Below are 15818 nucleotides of genomic sequence, written 5' to 3'. Positions count from 1 at the left end.
CGCCCCGGCGCCCGTCTGTACCGGCGAGAACCGTGGCACCTGGAGGTCCCCATGATGGCCACGCCCGGCAGCACTGCCCACAGGACGGGCATCGACGAAGAGTTCGACAGGTACCGGCACGTCGTCGCCGAGATCTTCGACTGCCACCACCGCAAGCCGAATCCGGATCCGGACGGCGGCCCGGACACCTGCACATGCGGCGCGGTGTGGCCGTGTCAGCAGGAGATGCTCGCGGCCGAACTGCTCGACTGGATCCGCCCATCGGCTCCGGCGGGCAGCAAGACGACGTAAAATTCGGTCAAATTCCGGCAACCCCAGTCGCAACCGACAAGGGACGCCGGGCACGGGACTGTTCGGCCCCCATCCGGGGGAAGGCAGTCGGCATGTCGCACATCGCGCGGCCCGGGTACGGGAAGATGCGAATGCCCGCGCTCGCGTGACGTCGTACGCCGCACCGGCCGGCGACGCCGTGCGAGCCTCCCGTACCCGAGACGACAGGTTGCCCATGCAGGTCTGGCCCGGACGCCCCTACCCCCTGGGCGCCACCTACGACGGCGCCGGCACGAACTTCGCGGTCTTCTCGGAGGCCGCGGAGCGCGTGTGGTTGTGCCTGATCGACGAGAACGGCGCCGAGACGCAGGTCGAACTGCGCGAGACGGACGCCTTCGTGCGGCACGCGTACCTGCCCGGGATCCAGCCCGGGCAGCGCTACGGCTACCGCGTGCAGGGGCCGTTCGCGCCCGCGGAGGGCAACCGCTGCAACCCGCACAAGTTCCTCCTCGACCCGTACGCGAAGGCGATGTCGGGCGAGGTGACGTGGCACGAGGCGGTCTACGGCTATTCGTTCGACCACCCCGACCTGCCCAACCAGCTCGACTCGGGTCCGTACATGATGACTTCGGTGGTCGTGAACCCGTATTTCGACTGGGGCAACGACCGTCCGCCGCGCATCGAGTACCACGACACGGTCATCTACGAGGCGCACGTCAAGGGGCTCACCCAGCAACACCCGGGCCTTCCGGAGGAAATCCGCGGCACCTACGCGGCGTTGGGCCACCCGGTGATCATCGACCACCTGCTCGATCTCGGCGTCACCGCGATCGAGTTGATGCCGGTGCACCAGTTTGTGCACGATCACCGGCTCACCCGGCTGGGCATGCGCAACTACTGGGGCTACAACACGATCGGGTTCTTCGCGCCGCACAACGCGTATTCCTCGACGGGCGAGCGCGGCCAGCAGGTCCAGGAGTTCCGGTCGATGGTGAAGGCGCTGCACGCGGCCGGCATCGAGGTCATCCTCGACGTCGTCTACAACCACACCGCCGAGGGCAACCACCTCGGGCCGACGCTGTCGTTCCGCGGCCTCGACAACCAGTCGTACTACCGGCTCGCCGACGACAAGCGCTACTACCTGGACACCACCGGCACCGGCAACTCGCTCCTGATGCGCAGCCCGCACGTGCTCCAGCTCATCATGGACTCGCTGCGCTACTGGGTCACCGACATGCACGTCGACGGCTTCCGCTTCGACCTCGCGGCCACGCTGGCACGGCAGTTCCACGAGGTCGACCGCCTGTCGTCGTTCTTCGACGTGGTGCAGCAGGACCCGGTCGTCTCCCAGGTGAAGCTGATCGCCGAGCCGTGGGACCTCGGCGAAGGCGGCTACCAGGTGGGCAACTTCCCGCCCCTGTGGACCGAGTGGAACGGCAAATACCGCGACACCGTGCGCGACTTCTGGCGCGGCGAGGAACGCACGCTGGCCGAGTTCGGCTCCCGCCTGACCGGCTCGTCCGACCTCTACCAGGACGACGGCCGCCGCCCGATCGCGTCGATCAACTTCGTGACGTGCCACGACGGTTTCACGCTGCGCGACCTTGTCTCGTACAACGACAAGCACAACGAGGCCAACGGCGAGGACAACCGGGACGGCGAGAGCTACAACCGCTCGTGGAACTGCGGTGCCGAGGGCGAGACGGACGACCCCGAGGTGCTGGCGCTCCGGGCCCGGCAGCAGCGCAACATGATGGCGACCCTGCTGCTGTCCCAGGGTGTTCCGATGATCGCGCACGGCGACGAGTTCGGGCGCACGCAGGGCGGCAACAACAACGCGTACTGCCAGGACAGCGAACTGGCCTGGGTGCGCTGGCCGGACAAGGCGAAACCGGGCGACATGCACGCGTTCACCCGCATGCTGACCCGGCTGCGGCACGACCACCCGGTGTTCCGGCGGCGCCGGTTCTTCCACGGCCGTCCGGTGCAGGGCACACACGACGAGCTGTCCGACATCGCGTGGTTCACTCCGGCGGGCGACGAAATGACCGACGCGGACTGGCGCGAGGCGACCGCGAAGTCACTGGCGGTCTTCCTCAACGGCCAGGCGATCAGCGAGCCCGACCCGCGCGGCCAGCCGATCTCGGACGACTCGTTCATGCTGCTGCTCAACGCGTCGCACGAGGACCTGTCGTTCGTGATCCCGCTGAACCACGGAACCGAGTGGACGGTGCTGATCGACACCGCCGACGAGGACTGCGCCGACCTCGACCCGAAGGACCGGCCGATCGCGCGCGCGGGCGAACAATGGCCGGTGACCGCGCGCTCCCTCGTCCTGCTGTGCCGGCCGCAGACGTGAGCGCGCCGGTCTGCCCGGCACTCCAGGAGACCGCTTTCGACTCCCGCCGCCGCACACGCGGCCGGCTCCCGCCCCGGGCCCGCCACCCCTGAGCCCGAGCCGTCGCCGCGTCGGCCAAGTGCGCTCTCAAAGCGCCCGCGGCCCTTGGACGTTCGTGAGTCGTCGCGGGTGTCACCCGGCAGGCCGAGACAGCCTCCGGTTCGAGGACGTGCCCTGGGGGGAGAGCGGCCGGCCCCTCTGCCCGCAGGGCGCACGCGCGCCCACCCGTCCATGTGGGTGATCGGGCGTCGAGGGCCGAATGGGTGACGAGCGCGTGTCGCTCCGGGTGACCGGGCAGTCGATGTGCATGACGCCTCCCACGGTTCCCGCTGTGCCGACCGGCACGTACCGCCTGCAACTCCAGCCCGAATTCGGCTTCGCCGAGGCGGCGCGGGCGGTGCCGTATCTGGCGTCGCTGGGCGTCAGCCACCTGTATCTGTCGCCGATTCTGCGCGCGGCGCCCGGCTCGCGGCACGGATACGACGTGGTCGATCACTCCCTGGTCTCCCCCGAGCTCGGCGGCGAGGCCGGTTTCCGGGCGCTGGCGGCCGAGGCGGGCGCGCGCGGGCTGGGGATCGTGGTCGACATCGTGCCGAACCACATGGCGATCCCGGCTCCCGAGTCGCTGAACCGGCAGTTCTGGTCGGTGTTGGAGCACGGGCCGGACTCGCCGTACGCACATTGGTTCGACATCGACTGGGAGGACGGCGGCGGGCGCATTCTGCTGCCGGTCCTGGGAGCGCCGCTGGACGAGGCGATCGGCCGCATACGCGTCGAGGACGGGACCGTCCGCTATCACGAGCACGCCTTCCCGCTCCGCGAAGGCACGGCCGAGCTGCCGCTGCGCGACGCGCTGGCCGCGCAGCACTACCGGCTCGCCGACTGGCGCGAGGGCGACCTGCGCGGCAACTACCGGCGGTTCTTCACCATCACCTCACTGATAGGGCTGCGGCAGGAGGACGAGTCGGTTTTCACCGCGACGCACGAGGTCATCCTGCGGCTGGTGCGCGAGGGCCTGGTCCAGGGGCTGCGCGTCGACCATCCCGACGGCCTGGCGGACCCGAGGGGCTATCTGCGCCGACTGCGGGCGGCGGTGCCGGAGACGACGTGGATCGTGGTCGAGAAGATCCTCACCGGCGACGAGCCGCTGCCGGGCGACTGGCCGTGCGCGGGCACCACCGGGTACGACGTACTGCGGCGGGTGGACGGCGTGTTCACCGACCCGTCCGGCGCCGACGCGCTGCGGGCGCTGCACCACGAGGTGACCGGGGCGTCGGAGCCCGGTTTCCGGACGGTGGCGCAGACGGCGAAGCGCGAGGTGCTGGCCACCGCGCTGGCCACTGAAGTGGCGCGTCTGGAAAGGGTTTTGGACCGCGCCGGGGTACACGAGCCCGATCGCGGCGACGCGTTGCGGGCGCTGCTGGCGTCGGTGCCGGCGTACCGGCCGTACGTCGTACCCGGCGAGCCGGCGCCTCCCGAGGCGGTGACGTTGCTGGGCGCCGCGCTGACCGAGGTCCCGGGGCGGCTCGCACCGACCGCGCGCCGGATCGCGGATGCGGCGCTGGGCCACGACCCGGAATTCGCGGTGCGGTTCGCGCAGGTCGCGGCGGCGGTGGCGGCGAAGGGCGTCGAGGACCGGGCGTTCTATCGCTGGTACGTGCTGAGCTCGCTCAACGAGGTCGGCGGCGAGCCGGACGAAGTGGGCTGGGATGTCGAGGAGTTCCACGCATACGCGCGCTCGCTGCACGCGACGTGGCCGGACACGATGACCGCCTTGTCGACGCACGACACCAAGCGCAGCGAGGACGTGCGGGCCAGGCTCGCGGTACTCGCGGAGATCCCGGCGGAGTGGGCGTCGGCGGTGCGGGGGTGGAACAAGGCCGCGCAGCGGTACCGGGACGACCGCTCGGACCCTGCACCGGACCGCTTCGACACCTGTCTGCTGTGGCAGACCCTCGTGGGGGCGTGGCCGATCAGCCCCGATCGGATGAAGGCCTATCTCCGCAAGGCGATGCGCGAAGCGGCCCGTTCGACCTCCTGGACTTCGCCCGACACCGCCTATGAGCAGGCCTCGGACGATTTCGTGGACGCGATTCTGGTCGACCGCGAAATCCACTCCTCCGTACAGGCGTTCGTCGAACGCCTGCTCGATCCGACGCGAACGGTCGCGCTGGGGACCAAGCTTGTGCACCTGACGATGCCCGGTGTGCCCGACGTCTACCAGGGAGGGGAGGGGGTGCTGCGGACCTTGGTGGATCCCGACAACCGAGCGCCGGTCGACTTCGACGCCGCGGCAAGGCGACTGGCGAACGCGGTTCCGCGCACAACGAAGGCCGAGGGAGGCACGCCTGACGACCTGGACACGGAGAAGACCCTCGTCACAACGACGGTATTGCGGTGCCGGCGCCGACACCCGGCGGCGTTCGGGGCAGGGGACGCGGGACGGTACGCGGCGGTACACGCCCACGGCGAGGCGGCCGGCCACGTCGTGGGGCTGCGGAGAGGGCCGGTGGTCGCCCTGGCGACGCGTCTCCCGGTCACGTTGTCCGCCCGCGGAGGCTGGGGTAATACCCGGCTCGATCTGTGGAAGGGTACGTGGACGGACCTGCTGACCGGCCGACGAGTCGCCCGCGACGCACCCTTGGCCGAGGTGTTCTCGAGCCTGCCGGTCGCGCTATTGGAGGACGGGACACATTGACCCGCACAGACCGGAGGACCCCCCACCCATGACCCGCCTCGCCGTCTGGGCCCCCCACGCCGACACCGTCGAGCTCGTCACCCGATCGACCACCCGCCGTGCCATGCGCCCGGGCGACGGCCCCGGCTGGTGGCACATCACCGTTCCCTCCCTCGCCCACGGCGACGACTACGCCTTCTCCCTCGACGGCAAGAAACCGCTCCCCGACCCGCGTTCGGTGTGGCAGCCCGGCGGCCCGGACGAGCCGTCGCGCATCTACGACCACTCCCGCTTCGCCTGGACCGACACCGCGTGGCAGGGCCGCGCACTGCCCGGCGGCATCGTCTACGAGCTCCACATCGGCACGTTCACCGAAGCGGGCACCTTCGACGCCGCGATCGAACGCCTCGACCACCTGGTCGGCCTCGGCGTCACCCATGTCGAGCTGATGCCCGTCGCCGCGTTCCCCGGCCGCCACGGCTGGGGCTACGACGGCGTGTGCCTGTGGGCCGTCCACGAGCCGTACGGCGGTCCCGACGGCCTCAAGCGCTTCGTGGACGCCGCCCACGCCCGCGGGCTCGCGGTGATCCTCGACGTCGTGCACAACCATCTCGGCCCGTCCGGCAATTACCTGCCGCGCTTCGGCCCCTACTTCACCGACCGCTACCACACCCCGTGGGGCAGCGCGGTCAATCTGGACGGCCCCGGTTCCGACGAGGTACGCGCGTTTCTGCTGGGCAGCGCACTCGCCTGGCTGCGGGACTTCCACCTCGACGGCCTGCGCCTCGACGCCGTCCACGAGCTCGCCGACCGCCGCGCGGTCCCGTTCCTGGAGGAACTGTCCGACGCCGTCGACCGCTTGGGCGCGGCGATCGGCAAACCGCTGTTCCTGATCGCCGAGTCCGATCTCAACGATCCGAGAGTCGTCACCCCGCGCGAAAGCGGCGGCCTGGGCATCCACGCCCAGTGGAGCGACGATTTCCACCACGCTCTCCACGCATTGCTGACCGGCGAACGCCAGGGCTATTACACCGATTTCGGCACGATGAGCGCGCTCGCGAAGACTCTCGGGTCGGTCTGGGTCCACGACGGCGGCTGGTCGACGTTCCGGGGCCGCCACCACGGGCGCCCGCTCGACCCCTCCCGTATGCCGGGCCACCGCTTCCTCGGCTACCTGCAAGACCATGACCAGGTCGGCAACAGGGCGGTCGGCGACCGCATTTCCGCGTTGCTCACCCCCGGTCTCACAGCGGCCGCGGCCGCTCTCGTCCTCACGTCGCCCTTCACCCCGATGCTCTTCATGGGTGAGGAGTGGGGTGCCTCGACCCCGTGGCAGTACTTCACCGACCACCCCGATCCGGCCCTGGCCGAGGCCGTACGCCAAGGCCGCCGCGCCGAGTTCGCCGCGCACGGCTGGGATGCCGCCCAGGTCCCCGACCCCCAGTCGCCGGACACCGTACGCGCCTCGCGCCTCGACTGGTCCGAACCGGACCGCGAGCCCCACGCGGCGCTCCTGGCCTGGTACCGCACCCTCATTCGGCTCCGCCGCGAGCACCCGGAGTTGTCCGACCCGCACCTGCCCTCGGTCCAACTGACCTACGACGAGCCCGCCGGCTGGCTGATGCTGCACCGCGGCCCGTTCCGCACCGCCGTCAACCTCGCCGAAGAGCCCGCGACGCTCCCGGTGGGCATCGGCGAAGCCGAAGTGCTCGCGTCCTGGACACCCGCCGAGGCGGAACGCGGTCTGGCCGGCACAACCCTCACGCTCGCGCCCCACTCGGCCGCCGTCGTCCGTCTGTCCGCGTGACCGGCCCCGTCGCCTGCGGGGAACGGTTCATTTCGTACGCCAGCACACGGTGTAGGCGAACTGCGGGTAGTCGCGGCTCTGGTACGCGGTCCAGCCGTACCTGCCGCAGAAGCCGGGGTCGTAGCGGTTGGTTCGGCCGACCACGACGACGTTCGAGGACGCGCAGGAACCGGTGTTCGTGAAGGTGGTGCCGGAGCCGCTGCCGGACCTGAGAAGGCAGTTGTTGGTTTCGGCGTACGCGGCGTCGTCGGGGTAGTTGAACGTCAGGCACAACAGGACGCCCAGGCCGGGGTGGGCGGTGACCGGCATCGTCAGCCAGTAGTGGGTGTCGCATTTGGACTTGTCGGGCACGCCTCGGTAGACCGCTCGGACTTTGAAATTGCCGGTCACGCACGTCTGGGTCGCCCAGATGTCGTTGCCGGGGGTTCCATAGACGCAGTCGCCTTGCTCGGCGTGGTAGGCGCCCGAGCTGTGCAGGTAGGTGAGGCAGAGCACCAGCCGGTGACGAGACGACGAGACACTCTGGTCGTAGTCCGGGACGTTGTCGCAGCTGTTCAGGTCGGTGGTGCCTGTGAAAATCCTCAGGACCTTGAACGCCCCGACCTCGCAGGCGGTCGGGCGCAGGTCCGATTGACCGCCCGTCCCGTAGTCGTTGAAGCACGACCCGGCGCGGGCGTCCTCGATCGGGTCCGGTGGTGTGTAGGCCGGCGCCTGGTAGGTGGGGGCCGCGTACGTCGGGGCATCGGCCGCGGGGCGGGTGGGGGTCGGCGCCGAGTAGGGCCCGACGTCCGGGGGCTCCGAGGGCGTCGAGGTGGACGGGCGCGACGTCGCGGTGGTCGTCGACGTCGCGGGTGTCGTCACGCTGTAGTCGTACTTGTCGTCCGATGTGTCCGCGGTCGAGCGGCTGTCGGATCCGCTGCGGGTGCCCACGATGATCGCCGCGATGGCCAGGATCGTGACGAGCACGGCGGCGCCGACGCCGATTGGTGTGCGGTGCCGGCCACCGGACGGGCCGGTGGCCGGGAGACTGAGCGTTGCGGGCCGCCTCGACCGCGCCGCGCCCGGCCCCGGCTCGGGCGGTGCCGACAGGGTTCTGCGGCGCCTGGGCGGCGTCGAGCCGGGTGTGGTGGACGCGTGCGCCGCGGCCGCGGTGAGCTGTTCCGCCCACTCGGCGAGTGCGGGGCGCCGGATCGGGGCGGGGTCGAGGCTCGCGCGGGCAAGATCGGCGAGTGTCGGGCTGATCGCCGCCAAACGTGCGGGGTTCGTGGCGGTGTGGTCGCGGGCGAACAAGCGGATCGCGAGCAGCCCGAACTTGCGGATGTCGCCGGCTCGGGTTCCGTGTTCGCCGTCGGGATGCTGCCAGTCGGGGGCTGCCGCCTCGGGCAGGGCAGTGCCTCCGCGCAGTTGTGCGGCGTCGCAGTCGATGAGGAAGCACTCGGGCTGCGGGGTGGTGGCGAAGAGCAGGTTCTTCGGTGCGAGGGCGCCGACGGCGATGTCGAAGCGGTGGAGGCGGGCCAGTGTCTTGGCGACGTCGGCGAGCAGCAGGAGCCGGTCCCGGTCGCTGACGGCCGAGCCGATGCGGGCGATGTGGGCGTCGTCGCCGAGCAGATGCTCCAGCCGGGCAAGTCGCGGTGTTCCGGACCGCGTTCGCGCAGAGCTCCGGAAGGCGAAGCGGAAGCGGTCGGGTACGGCGCGCATGACGAATCCGCAGGGGCTGCCCCCGCGTTCGACGACAGCGCCGGGCCATGCGGTCTTCTCGCACAACCACTGGGCGTCTTCCGGGCTCAGCGTCTCCAGCAGGTCGGGCATGGCTGCCAGCGCGGCGGTGTCGAGCCTGGGCAGTACGGCGGCGCCGTACTGCTTGTAGACCACGTCCCAGTCGTGGCCGTCGGAGGTTCTGATGGCCTTGTTGGTCACCTCGTGGAAGGTGCCGTGCCCGTCTCGGCCGAGTTCGCGGCCGAGCACCAGGGCGCCGATGTCGACGGCGGGGGTGCTTCGCCGCGTCATGCCTGATCTCCGGTGGTCCGGGGCGGTGACGGACAGGCGACGGCGTCGGAGACCGGTATCGGGTCCGATCCGGTCCTGCCTGGCACGGGCACGGCCGTGCTCGCGGCGCCCCCGGAACGCGCCCGGCACGTCGACCGTGCGATCGGCATCAAGTGCGGCAACCGGAGTCGGCGGCGATGTCCGGTGTCGGCGAGGCCGGAGTGCGGCCCGGCGGCAGGCGCTTCGGACTCCTGTCCGCCGGCCGGGCGCCGCCGGTGCCCCCGCGGTCGCGCGTGACCTCGAACGTCCGTGTCGGCAACAGCTTCCCCATGCCTGCCTCCCCGTTGCCGGCTCCGGTGAGCGCGGCGACATCCGCACGCTCATCGCGTGCGCCCCGTGACGCCCCGTGACGCCCCGGTACGAACGACTGTGCGGCGTATGGGACACGAACGCACGGCGTCCGCAACACGGTTGCGGGAAACGGTAGTTGACCGCACCGGCCGACACCAGCGTCGGCGCGGCAACCCGTGCCTACGTCTCCAGCAGCCGCTTCCGCTCCGTCTCGACGTCGAAGTGAGCCGGCGGATACCGCGGGTCGAGTTCTTCCAGGTGTTCGAGGAGCAGGCGGCTGATGGCCCAGTTGCGGTACCACTTGCGGTCGGCGGGGACGACGTACCAAGGGGCCGCGTCGGTGGTGCACTTCTGGAGGACCGCCTCGTACGCCTCCTCGTAGTCCGGCCACAAGGCGCGCTCGTCGATGTCGCCTGGCCCGAATTTCCAGTGTTTGTCAGGGTTTTCGAGGCGCTCAAGGAGGCGGGCGCGCTGTTCGGCGTAGGAGATGTGCAGGAACACCTTGACGATCGTCACACCGTCGTCGTGCAGGCTCTGTTCGAACCGGTTGATGGTCGCGTAGCGGCGTGCCCACACGGTGCGGGGGACGATGCCGCGCACGCGCGCGATCAGGACGTCCTCGTAATGCGAGCGGTCGAAGATACCGATGATTCCGGGTTCCGGAACGGCGCGGCGCACCCGCCACAGGAACGGGTGGGCGAGTTCCTCGCGCGTCGGTGCCTTGAAGGCGTGGATGTGGCAGCCGGACGGGTTGAACTGTCCGATGACGTGCTTGACCACCCCGCCTTTGCCGGAAGTGTCCATGCCCTGCAACACCAGCAGCAGCCGCTTGCGTGATCCACCGCCGGCCGCCTGGGCGTAGAGGCGTTCCTGAAGCTCGGCGAGCCTGGGTTCCATCGCGGCGATGTCGGCGAGTGCCTCCTGTTTCCCGCCGAACCAGTGCGGTGTCGCGCGGGTGTCGGCCCCGGCGAGGTCCACAGCGCCGCCGTGCAGCCGCAGGGCGTCGCGTACGGACGGCACCTCGGCCGGCGAGGGCGGCACTTCCACGGGGACGGCGCTCAGCAGCGGGGAGGCGGGTTCCTGCGGCACGAGCCGGGGGTCCGGTGGCCAGGCGCCCTTCAGGCGGGCGTCCTCGAAGGTGGCTTCCTCGGACCGAGCGGGGCCGCCGCCCGCGAGGCGGAGGCGCCCCTGCTTCTTTTCGGCCTTCTTGGCGCCTTTGGGCCCGGTTTCCGGGCGGTCGCCGCCCCGGCCGCCCTTGGCCACTCCACCGGACTTACCCGACTTGCCTGGTTTGACGGGTTTGCTCCGCAGCTCAGGCCGCTCAGGCTTGCTCATGCTGGGCACATCCGCCTTGGACGTCTCGACGGCCTTCACCCCGGCCACCGCCCGCAGCCGCCTGCCCTTCGACGCCGGTTTCGCGGACCCCGAGTCCGTCGAATCCCGGTTCGCCTTCCTACCCGTCTTCTTGGCCACGCGTCAGCCCTCCGTCACTCGTTCGGGTGCGCGATCCTGGGGCGATCCTCCCCGACAACGCGGCTGCTCGCAGTTCGACGCGGCAATCGCGGCCATTCGAATGCGGCGATCGCGGCGATCAGGCGCGGCGCTCCGGGCCGGTGTCAACCCTGTCGGCCCGGCTCCGGAATCCGCTCGGCGCCGTCGCGGGCCATGGCGACCAGGCGGGATATCGCACGCAAATATTTCTTCTTGTAGCCGCCGCCGAGCATCTCGTCGGAGAAGATCGCGTCGAACGGGACGCCCGAGGCGACGACCGGTATCTCCCGGTCGTACATGCGGTCGGCCAGCACGACGAGGCGCAGCGCGGTCGACTGGTCGTGGACGGGCACAACGCCACGCCAGAAGACCGCGCGTACGCCTTCCAGGAGTGCGCCGTAGCGGCTCGGGTGGACGGTCGCGAGGTGGTCGAGCAGGGCGGGGAAGTCGTCGAGGGAGGCGCTGTGCACGCCGGGTGCGTGGGCGGTCTTGGTGACCACGTCGTCGTCGGCGGCGGGGGCGGGCGCCTCGGGCAGGCCGCGGTGGCGGTAGTCGTCGCCGTCGATGCGCAGGGATGCGAAGTGTGCCGAGAGGCCCTGGATCTCGCGCATGAAATCGACGGCGGCGAAGCGTCCCTCGCCGAGCTTGTCGGGGAGGGTGTTGGAGGTCGCGGCGAGCTTGACTCCGGCGTCGACGAGTTTGCCGAGGAGGGTGGAGACGAGGACGGTGTCGCCCGGGTCGTCCAGTTCGAATTCGTCTATGCACAGCAGGCGGTGGCCGGAAAGTGCCTGCACGGTCTGCTGGAAGCCGAGGGCGCCGACCAGGTTGGTGAGCTCGACGAAGGTGCACAGCGACTTGGGGGCGGGCGCGGCGTGCCAGAGCGAGGCCAGCAGGTGGGTCTTGCCGACGCCGTAGCCGCCGTCGAGGTATATGCCGCTGTGCCCGGGGGCGGCGGCCTTGTCGCGCCGGAACCACCTGCGCTTGGTCTCGTTTCCGCCGCCGACGGTGTTCAGCATGGCCGCGAAGTGTTCGAGGCGCCGCACAGCTTCGGCCTGGCTGGGCTGTGCGGGATCCGGTATGTAGGTGCTGAAACGGACACCGTCGAACCTCGGCGGGGGAACCATTTCGGCCACCATGCGGTCGGCGGGGACGACCGGGTGGCGCGACGTGAGGGCGACCGGCGGAGCGTCCGGGCTTGCCTGCGACATGTTGGACACAGTCATCAAGCGTACGGTGCGTGCGAAACTCGACCGCATGCGACGTCTGCTTCCCGCCCCGGAGACCCCCGCGAGCCCCACCGGCCCCGATGTCGACCTCGACGCGGCGTACGCCTATCCGACCGAGGTGGTCGACGCCGGGCGCGCCTGGGTCCGCGCCAACATGGTCGCCAGCCTGGACGGTGCCGCACAGGCCGGCGACGGCCTCTCGGCGGGCCTCTCCTCCCCCGGAGACAAGCGCATCTTCGGCGTGCTGCGCGCCCTTGCCGACGTGGTGCTGGTCGGTGCGTCGACGGTCCGCAACGAGGGCTATCGCCCGCCGCGCCCCAATCCGGCGTACGCTCCGGCGCGCGAGGCGGCCGGGCGCCCTCCGGTGCCGGTGATCGCGATCGTGAGCCGCAGCCTGGAGCTCGACTTCTCGGCTCCCCTGTTCACCGAGGCCGTCGTGCCGACGGTCGTGCTCACCGGCCCCGACGCGGATCCGGATCGCCTCGCGCGGGCGCGGAAGGTCGCGGACGTGGTCGTGGCGGGCGAGCCGGGTACGCAGGGCGCCGACCCGGGAGCGGCCCTCGACGCGCTCGCGGCGCGGGGGTGGACCCGGATCCTGACCGAGGGCGGCCCGTACCTCCTGGGCCAACTCGTCGCCGAGGGACGGCTCGACGAGTTGTGCCTGACCATCGGGCCGCTCCTGCTCGGCGGTGCGGCGACGCGGATCACGAACGGTGGGGCGCCGGAGGTTCCGCAGTCGATGAACCTGCACACGCTCCTGGAGGAGGACGGCTTCCTGTTCGCCCGGTATGTCCGCAGCCTCGCCGGCCCCGCGGCCGGTTGAGCCGTTATCGGTTCTTGTCGGGCGCTCGGGTGGCATGGTGATTGCAGGACAGCGTCACGCCGGGAACAAGCCGGCCGAGCCGGGCACAAGGGAGAAAAGCGTGTACACGATCGTCCTTCTCATCGAAAAGGTCATGGACGCGGAGGACGTCGGCCTGGTGACGAGCCTGCACGAGGGAGTCGAGACGTCCTTCGTCGTCGTGCTGCCGGGCAAGGCCGACCACCACCGTCTGGTCCGCGCCCTCGACGACGTCGCACTCGGGCACCTGGAGGAGGCTGCTGAGGACGTCGAACACCGCTCCGGGGACGAGACCGCGGACGCGACACAGCGCACCTTGGACGTCAGCGTCGCCAATCTGCGCGCGGTGGGCGTCCAGGCGGTCGGCGAGACCGCGCCCGGTGAGGACCCGTTGCAGATCCTCAAGGACATCGTCGAGCGGCACGCGGCCGACGAGGTCATCGTGCTGACCGCCCCGCACCTGATCGAGGAGTTCTTCCACCGCGACTGGGCTTCGCGCGCCCGGCACAAGGTGGGTGTGCCGGTGCTGAAGCTGTTCGCACACAACGTCCCGTAACCGCGGCAAGGCCCCTTCGTGGTGCAGAATCATCGGTGCGGAACCGCCGGTGCGCGGTCGCCGGCACACAGGGCGTCACCAAGCACCGCAATCCGCACCCCACCCCGCGCAACGTGTTAGGAGCCCGCATGCCCGCCTCCGCCTCGCCCGCGGACCCGCCGGCGATCGACCTCGGCAGTCCGCACTTCATCGGGATCGGCGGCGCCGGCATGTCGGGGCTCGCGAAGATCCTCGCGATCCGCGGTGCCAAGGTGGCCGGCAGCGACGCGAAGGACTCGACGGCGCTGCTCGCGCTGCGGCAGCTCGGCTGCCGGGTGCACGCCGGACACGCCGCGGAGAACGTCGGCGACGCGTCGTGCGTCGTCGTCTCCAGCGCCATCCGCCCGGACAACCCGGAGCTGGTCGCGGCCCGGGAGCGCGGCATCCCGGTGGTGCACCGCGCCGACGCGCTGGCCCGGCTGATGGACGACCGCCGCGCCGTCGCGGTGGCCGGCACGCACGGCAAGACGACCACGACGAGCATGCTCGCGGTGAGCCTGATGTCGCTGGGGCTCGACCCGTCGTTCGCGATCGGCGCCGACCTCAACGAGGCGGGCAGCAACGCCCACCACGGTGACGGCGACATCTTCGTGGCGGAGGCCGACGAGAGCGACCGCAGCTTCCTCAAGTACGCGCCCGAGGTCGCGGTCGTGCTCAACGTGGAGCTGGACCACCACGCCAACTACGGGTCCCTCGACGACGTCCTGGACGCCTTCGAGGCGTTCGCGCAGCGCATCGTGCCCGGCGGCACCCTTGTCCTGTCGGCCGACGACGCGGGTGCGGGCGCACTGCGCGACCGGCTCACCGAGTCGGCACCCGATCTGTCCGTCGTGACGGTCGGCGAGAGCGACAGCGCCGACCTGCAGATCGCCAAGGTCGAGCAGCAGGGCCTCGGCAGCACGGTGACGGTACGCGGCAAGGGCGGCGCCGAACACGTGTTCTCCGTCGCGGTGCCCGGCCGCGTCAACGCCTCCAACGCCGTCATGGCCCTCGCGGTCGGCCTCGCCCTCGGCATCGACCCTGCCGAGATGGGTGCCGCACTCGGCAAGTACCAGGGCGTACGCCGGCGCTTCCAGCTCAAGGGGGAGGCGGGGGGTGTGCGCGTCATCGACTCGTACGCGCACCACCCGACCGAGATCGCCGCCGACCTGGAGACCGCGCGCGGCGCCGTGGGCCAGGGCCGCGTCATCGCGGTGTTCCAGCCGCACCTGTTCAGCCGCACGCAGCAGCTCGGCACCGAGATGGGACGCGCGCTCGCCGCCGCCGACATCGCGGTGGTGATGGACATCTACGCGGCACGCGAGGACCCGCAGCCCGGCGTCACGAGCCACATCATCGCCCACAGCGCGCTCGACAACGGCGGCCTCGTGCGCATGGCGCACAGTTGGTCCGAGGTGCCGGACGTCGTCGCCGCGCTGGCCCGGCCGCTGGACCTGGTGCTGACGATGGGCGCGGGTGACGTGACGCTGCTCGGACCCGAGATCCTGGACGCGATCAACCGGCGCTGACCCGCCGCACGAAGCAGCCCGAACACCGCCTGACGGCCCGCCCGGCCCCGGGAACGTCCCCGGGGCCGGGCGTGTTGGATGGTGTCATGGCTGACACCGAGAAGTACAACGTCGTCAAGTCCGCCGACGAGTGGCGCGTGATCCTGTCCCCGGCGGAGTTCCACGTCCTGCGCGAGGCCGGTACCGAACGCGCGTTCACCGGCGAGTACACCGACACCAAGACGGTCGGCGTCTACCGCTGCCGCGCGTGCCAGGCGGAGTTGTTCCGCTCCCAGGACAAGTTCGAGTCGCACTGCGGCTGGCCGTCCTTCGACCACGTCGACGAGGAGCGGGTCGAGCTGCGCGAGGACCGGTCGTACGGGATGGTCCGCACGGAGGTCCTGTGCCGCAACTGCGGCTCCCACCTGGGACACCTCTTCGAGGGCGAGGGCTACACGCCCCGCAACCAGCGCTACTGCATCAACTCGATCAGCCTGACGCTGGAGCCCGCCGAAGAATCGTGACCCGCGAGCGACCGGCTGCGAGGGATTCCCATCGAATCCCGGTGATTTGCGACCCCGCCTGACGGCAAGGTGTCCGTTTCCGGTACACACGGCGTATGAACCCGAATGCGGTACTGGTCGCGTACGCCTTGTGGATGGCGTTCGCTGTCGCGTTCGCCGTCGCGG

Annotated in this window: 12 protein-coding genes; 8 read left to right on the top strand and 4 right to left on the bottom strand. The window is 70.7% G+C overall.

The features are described from left to right. From ACRX5W_RS15335 to treZ, 4 genes are all read left to right on the top strand, one after another. Window positions 1-291 (top strand): hypothetical protein (locus ACRX5W_RS15335; protein ID WP_436788677.1); only part of this gene is annotated, 291 nt, incomplete at its 5' end. A 214-nt stretch (window positions 292-505) separates the two neighbouring features. Further along, window positions 506-2629, top strand: a complete 2124-nt coding sequence (gene glgX / locus ACRX5W_RS15330; RefSeq protein WP_436788676.1) for a glycogen debranching protein GlgX — start codon at window positions 506-508, stop codon at window positions 2627-2629. Window positions 2630-2927: 298 nt separating this feature from the next. Then, window positions 2928-5366 (top strand): malto-oligosyltrehalose synthase, encoded by a 2439-nt coding sequence (gene treY, locus ACRX5W_RS15325; RefSeq protein WP_436788675.1) that lies wholly within the window; start codon window positions 2928-2930, stop codon window positions 5364-5366. 28 nt (window positions 5367-5394) lie between these two features. Then, on the top strand, window positions 5395-7152 hold the full coding sequence (gene treZ, locus ACRX5W_RS15320) for a malto-oligosyltrehalose trehalohydrolase (RefSeq protein ID WP_436788674.1): 1758 nt from the start codon (window positions 5395-5397) through the stop codon (window positions 7150-7152). Between the two features lie 27 nt (window positions 7153-7179). Here treZ and ACRX5W_RS15315 read toward each other — a convergent pair whose 3' ends face one another. From ACRX5W_RS15315 to zapE, 4 genes are all read right to left on the bottom strand, one after another. Beyond that, the gene (locus ACRX5W_RS15315; RefSeq protein ID WP_436788673.1) at window positions 7180-9159 is read right to left on the bottom strand and encodes an LppU/SCO3897 family protein; all 1980 of its coding nucleotides are present in this window, start codon (window positions 9157-9159) and stop codon (window positions 7180-7182) included. A gap of 148 nt (window positions 9160-9307) precedes the next feature. Then, window positions 9308-9469 carry a hypothetical protein gene (locus ACRX5W_RS15310; RefSeq protein WP_436788672.1) on the bottom strand — a complete coding sequence of 54 codons (162 nt, stop codon included), beginning with the start codon at window positions 9467-9469 and terminating at the stop codon, window positions 9308-9310. Between the two features lie 200 nt (window positions 9470-9669). Further along, complete coding sequence (locus tag ACRX5W_RS15305; RefSeq protein ID WP_436788912.1) at window positions 9670-10509, bottom strand: PPK2 family polyphosphate kinase; 840 nt, start codon at window positions 10507-10509, stop codon at window positions 9670-9672. A gap of 596 nt (window positions 10510-11105) precedes the next feature. Beyond that, a complete protein-coding gene (gene zapE, locus ACRX5W_RS15300) occupies window positions 11106-12203 on the bottom strand; it encodes a cell division protein ZapE (RefSeq protein ID WP_436788671.1) in 1098 nt (365 codons plus the stop codon). Window positions 12204-12234: 31 nt separating this feature from the next. On the opposite strand from zapE, the gene ACRX5W_RS15295 reads away from it, so the two are divergent. The 4 genes from ACRX5W_RS15295 (at window position 12235) to msrB (ending at window position 15653) form a co-directional block, all read left to right on the top strand. Continuing rightward, on the top strand, window positions 12235-13029 hold the full coding sequence (locus ACRX5W_RS15295) for a pyrimidine reductase family protein (protein WP_436788670.1): 795 nt from the start codon (window positions 12235-12237) through the stop codon (window positions 13027-13029). Between the two features lie 100 nt (window positions 13030-13129). Beyond that, a complete protein-coding gene (locus ACRX5W_RS15290) occupies window positions 13130-13603 on the top strand; it encodes an indole-3-glycerol phosphate synthase (protein ID WP_436788669.1) in 474 nt (157 codons plus the stop codon). 128 nt (window positions 13604-13731) lie between these two features. Next, on the top strand, window positions 13732-15150 hold the full coding sequence (gene murC, locus ACRX5W_RS15285; protein WP_436788668.1) for a UDP-N-acetylmuramate--L-alanine ligase: 1419 nt from the start codon (window positions 13732-13734) through the stop codon (window positions 15148-15150). Window positions 15151-15236: 86 nt separating this feature from the next. Further along, window positions 15237-15653, top strand: a complete 417-nt coding sequence (gene msrB, locus ACRX5W_RS15280) for a peptide-methionine (R)-S-oxide reductase MsrB (protein WP_436788667.1) — start codon at window positions 15237-15239, stop codon at window positions 15651-15653. Window positions 15654-15818 lie beyond the last annotated feature (165 nt).

The sequence above is a fragment of the Yinghuangia sp. YIM S10712 genome (assembly GCF_051388935.1).
Lineage (GTDB): Bacteria > Actinomycetota > Actinomycetes > Streptomycetales > Streptomycetaceae > Yinghuangia.
Note: the sequence above shows the minus strand (reverse complement) of the source record. Positions and strands in the feature narration are given on the sequence as shown.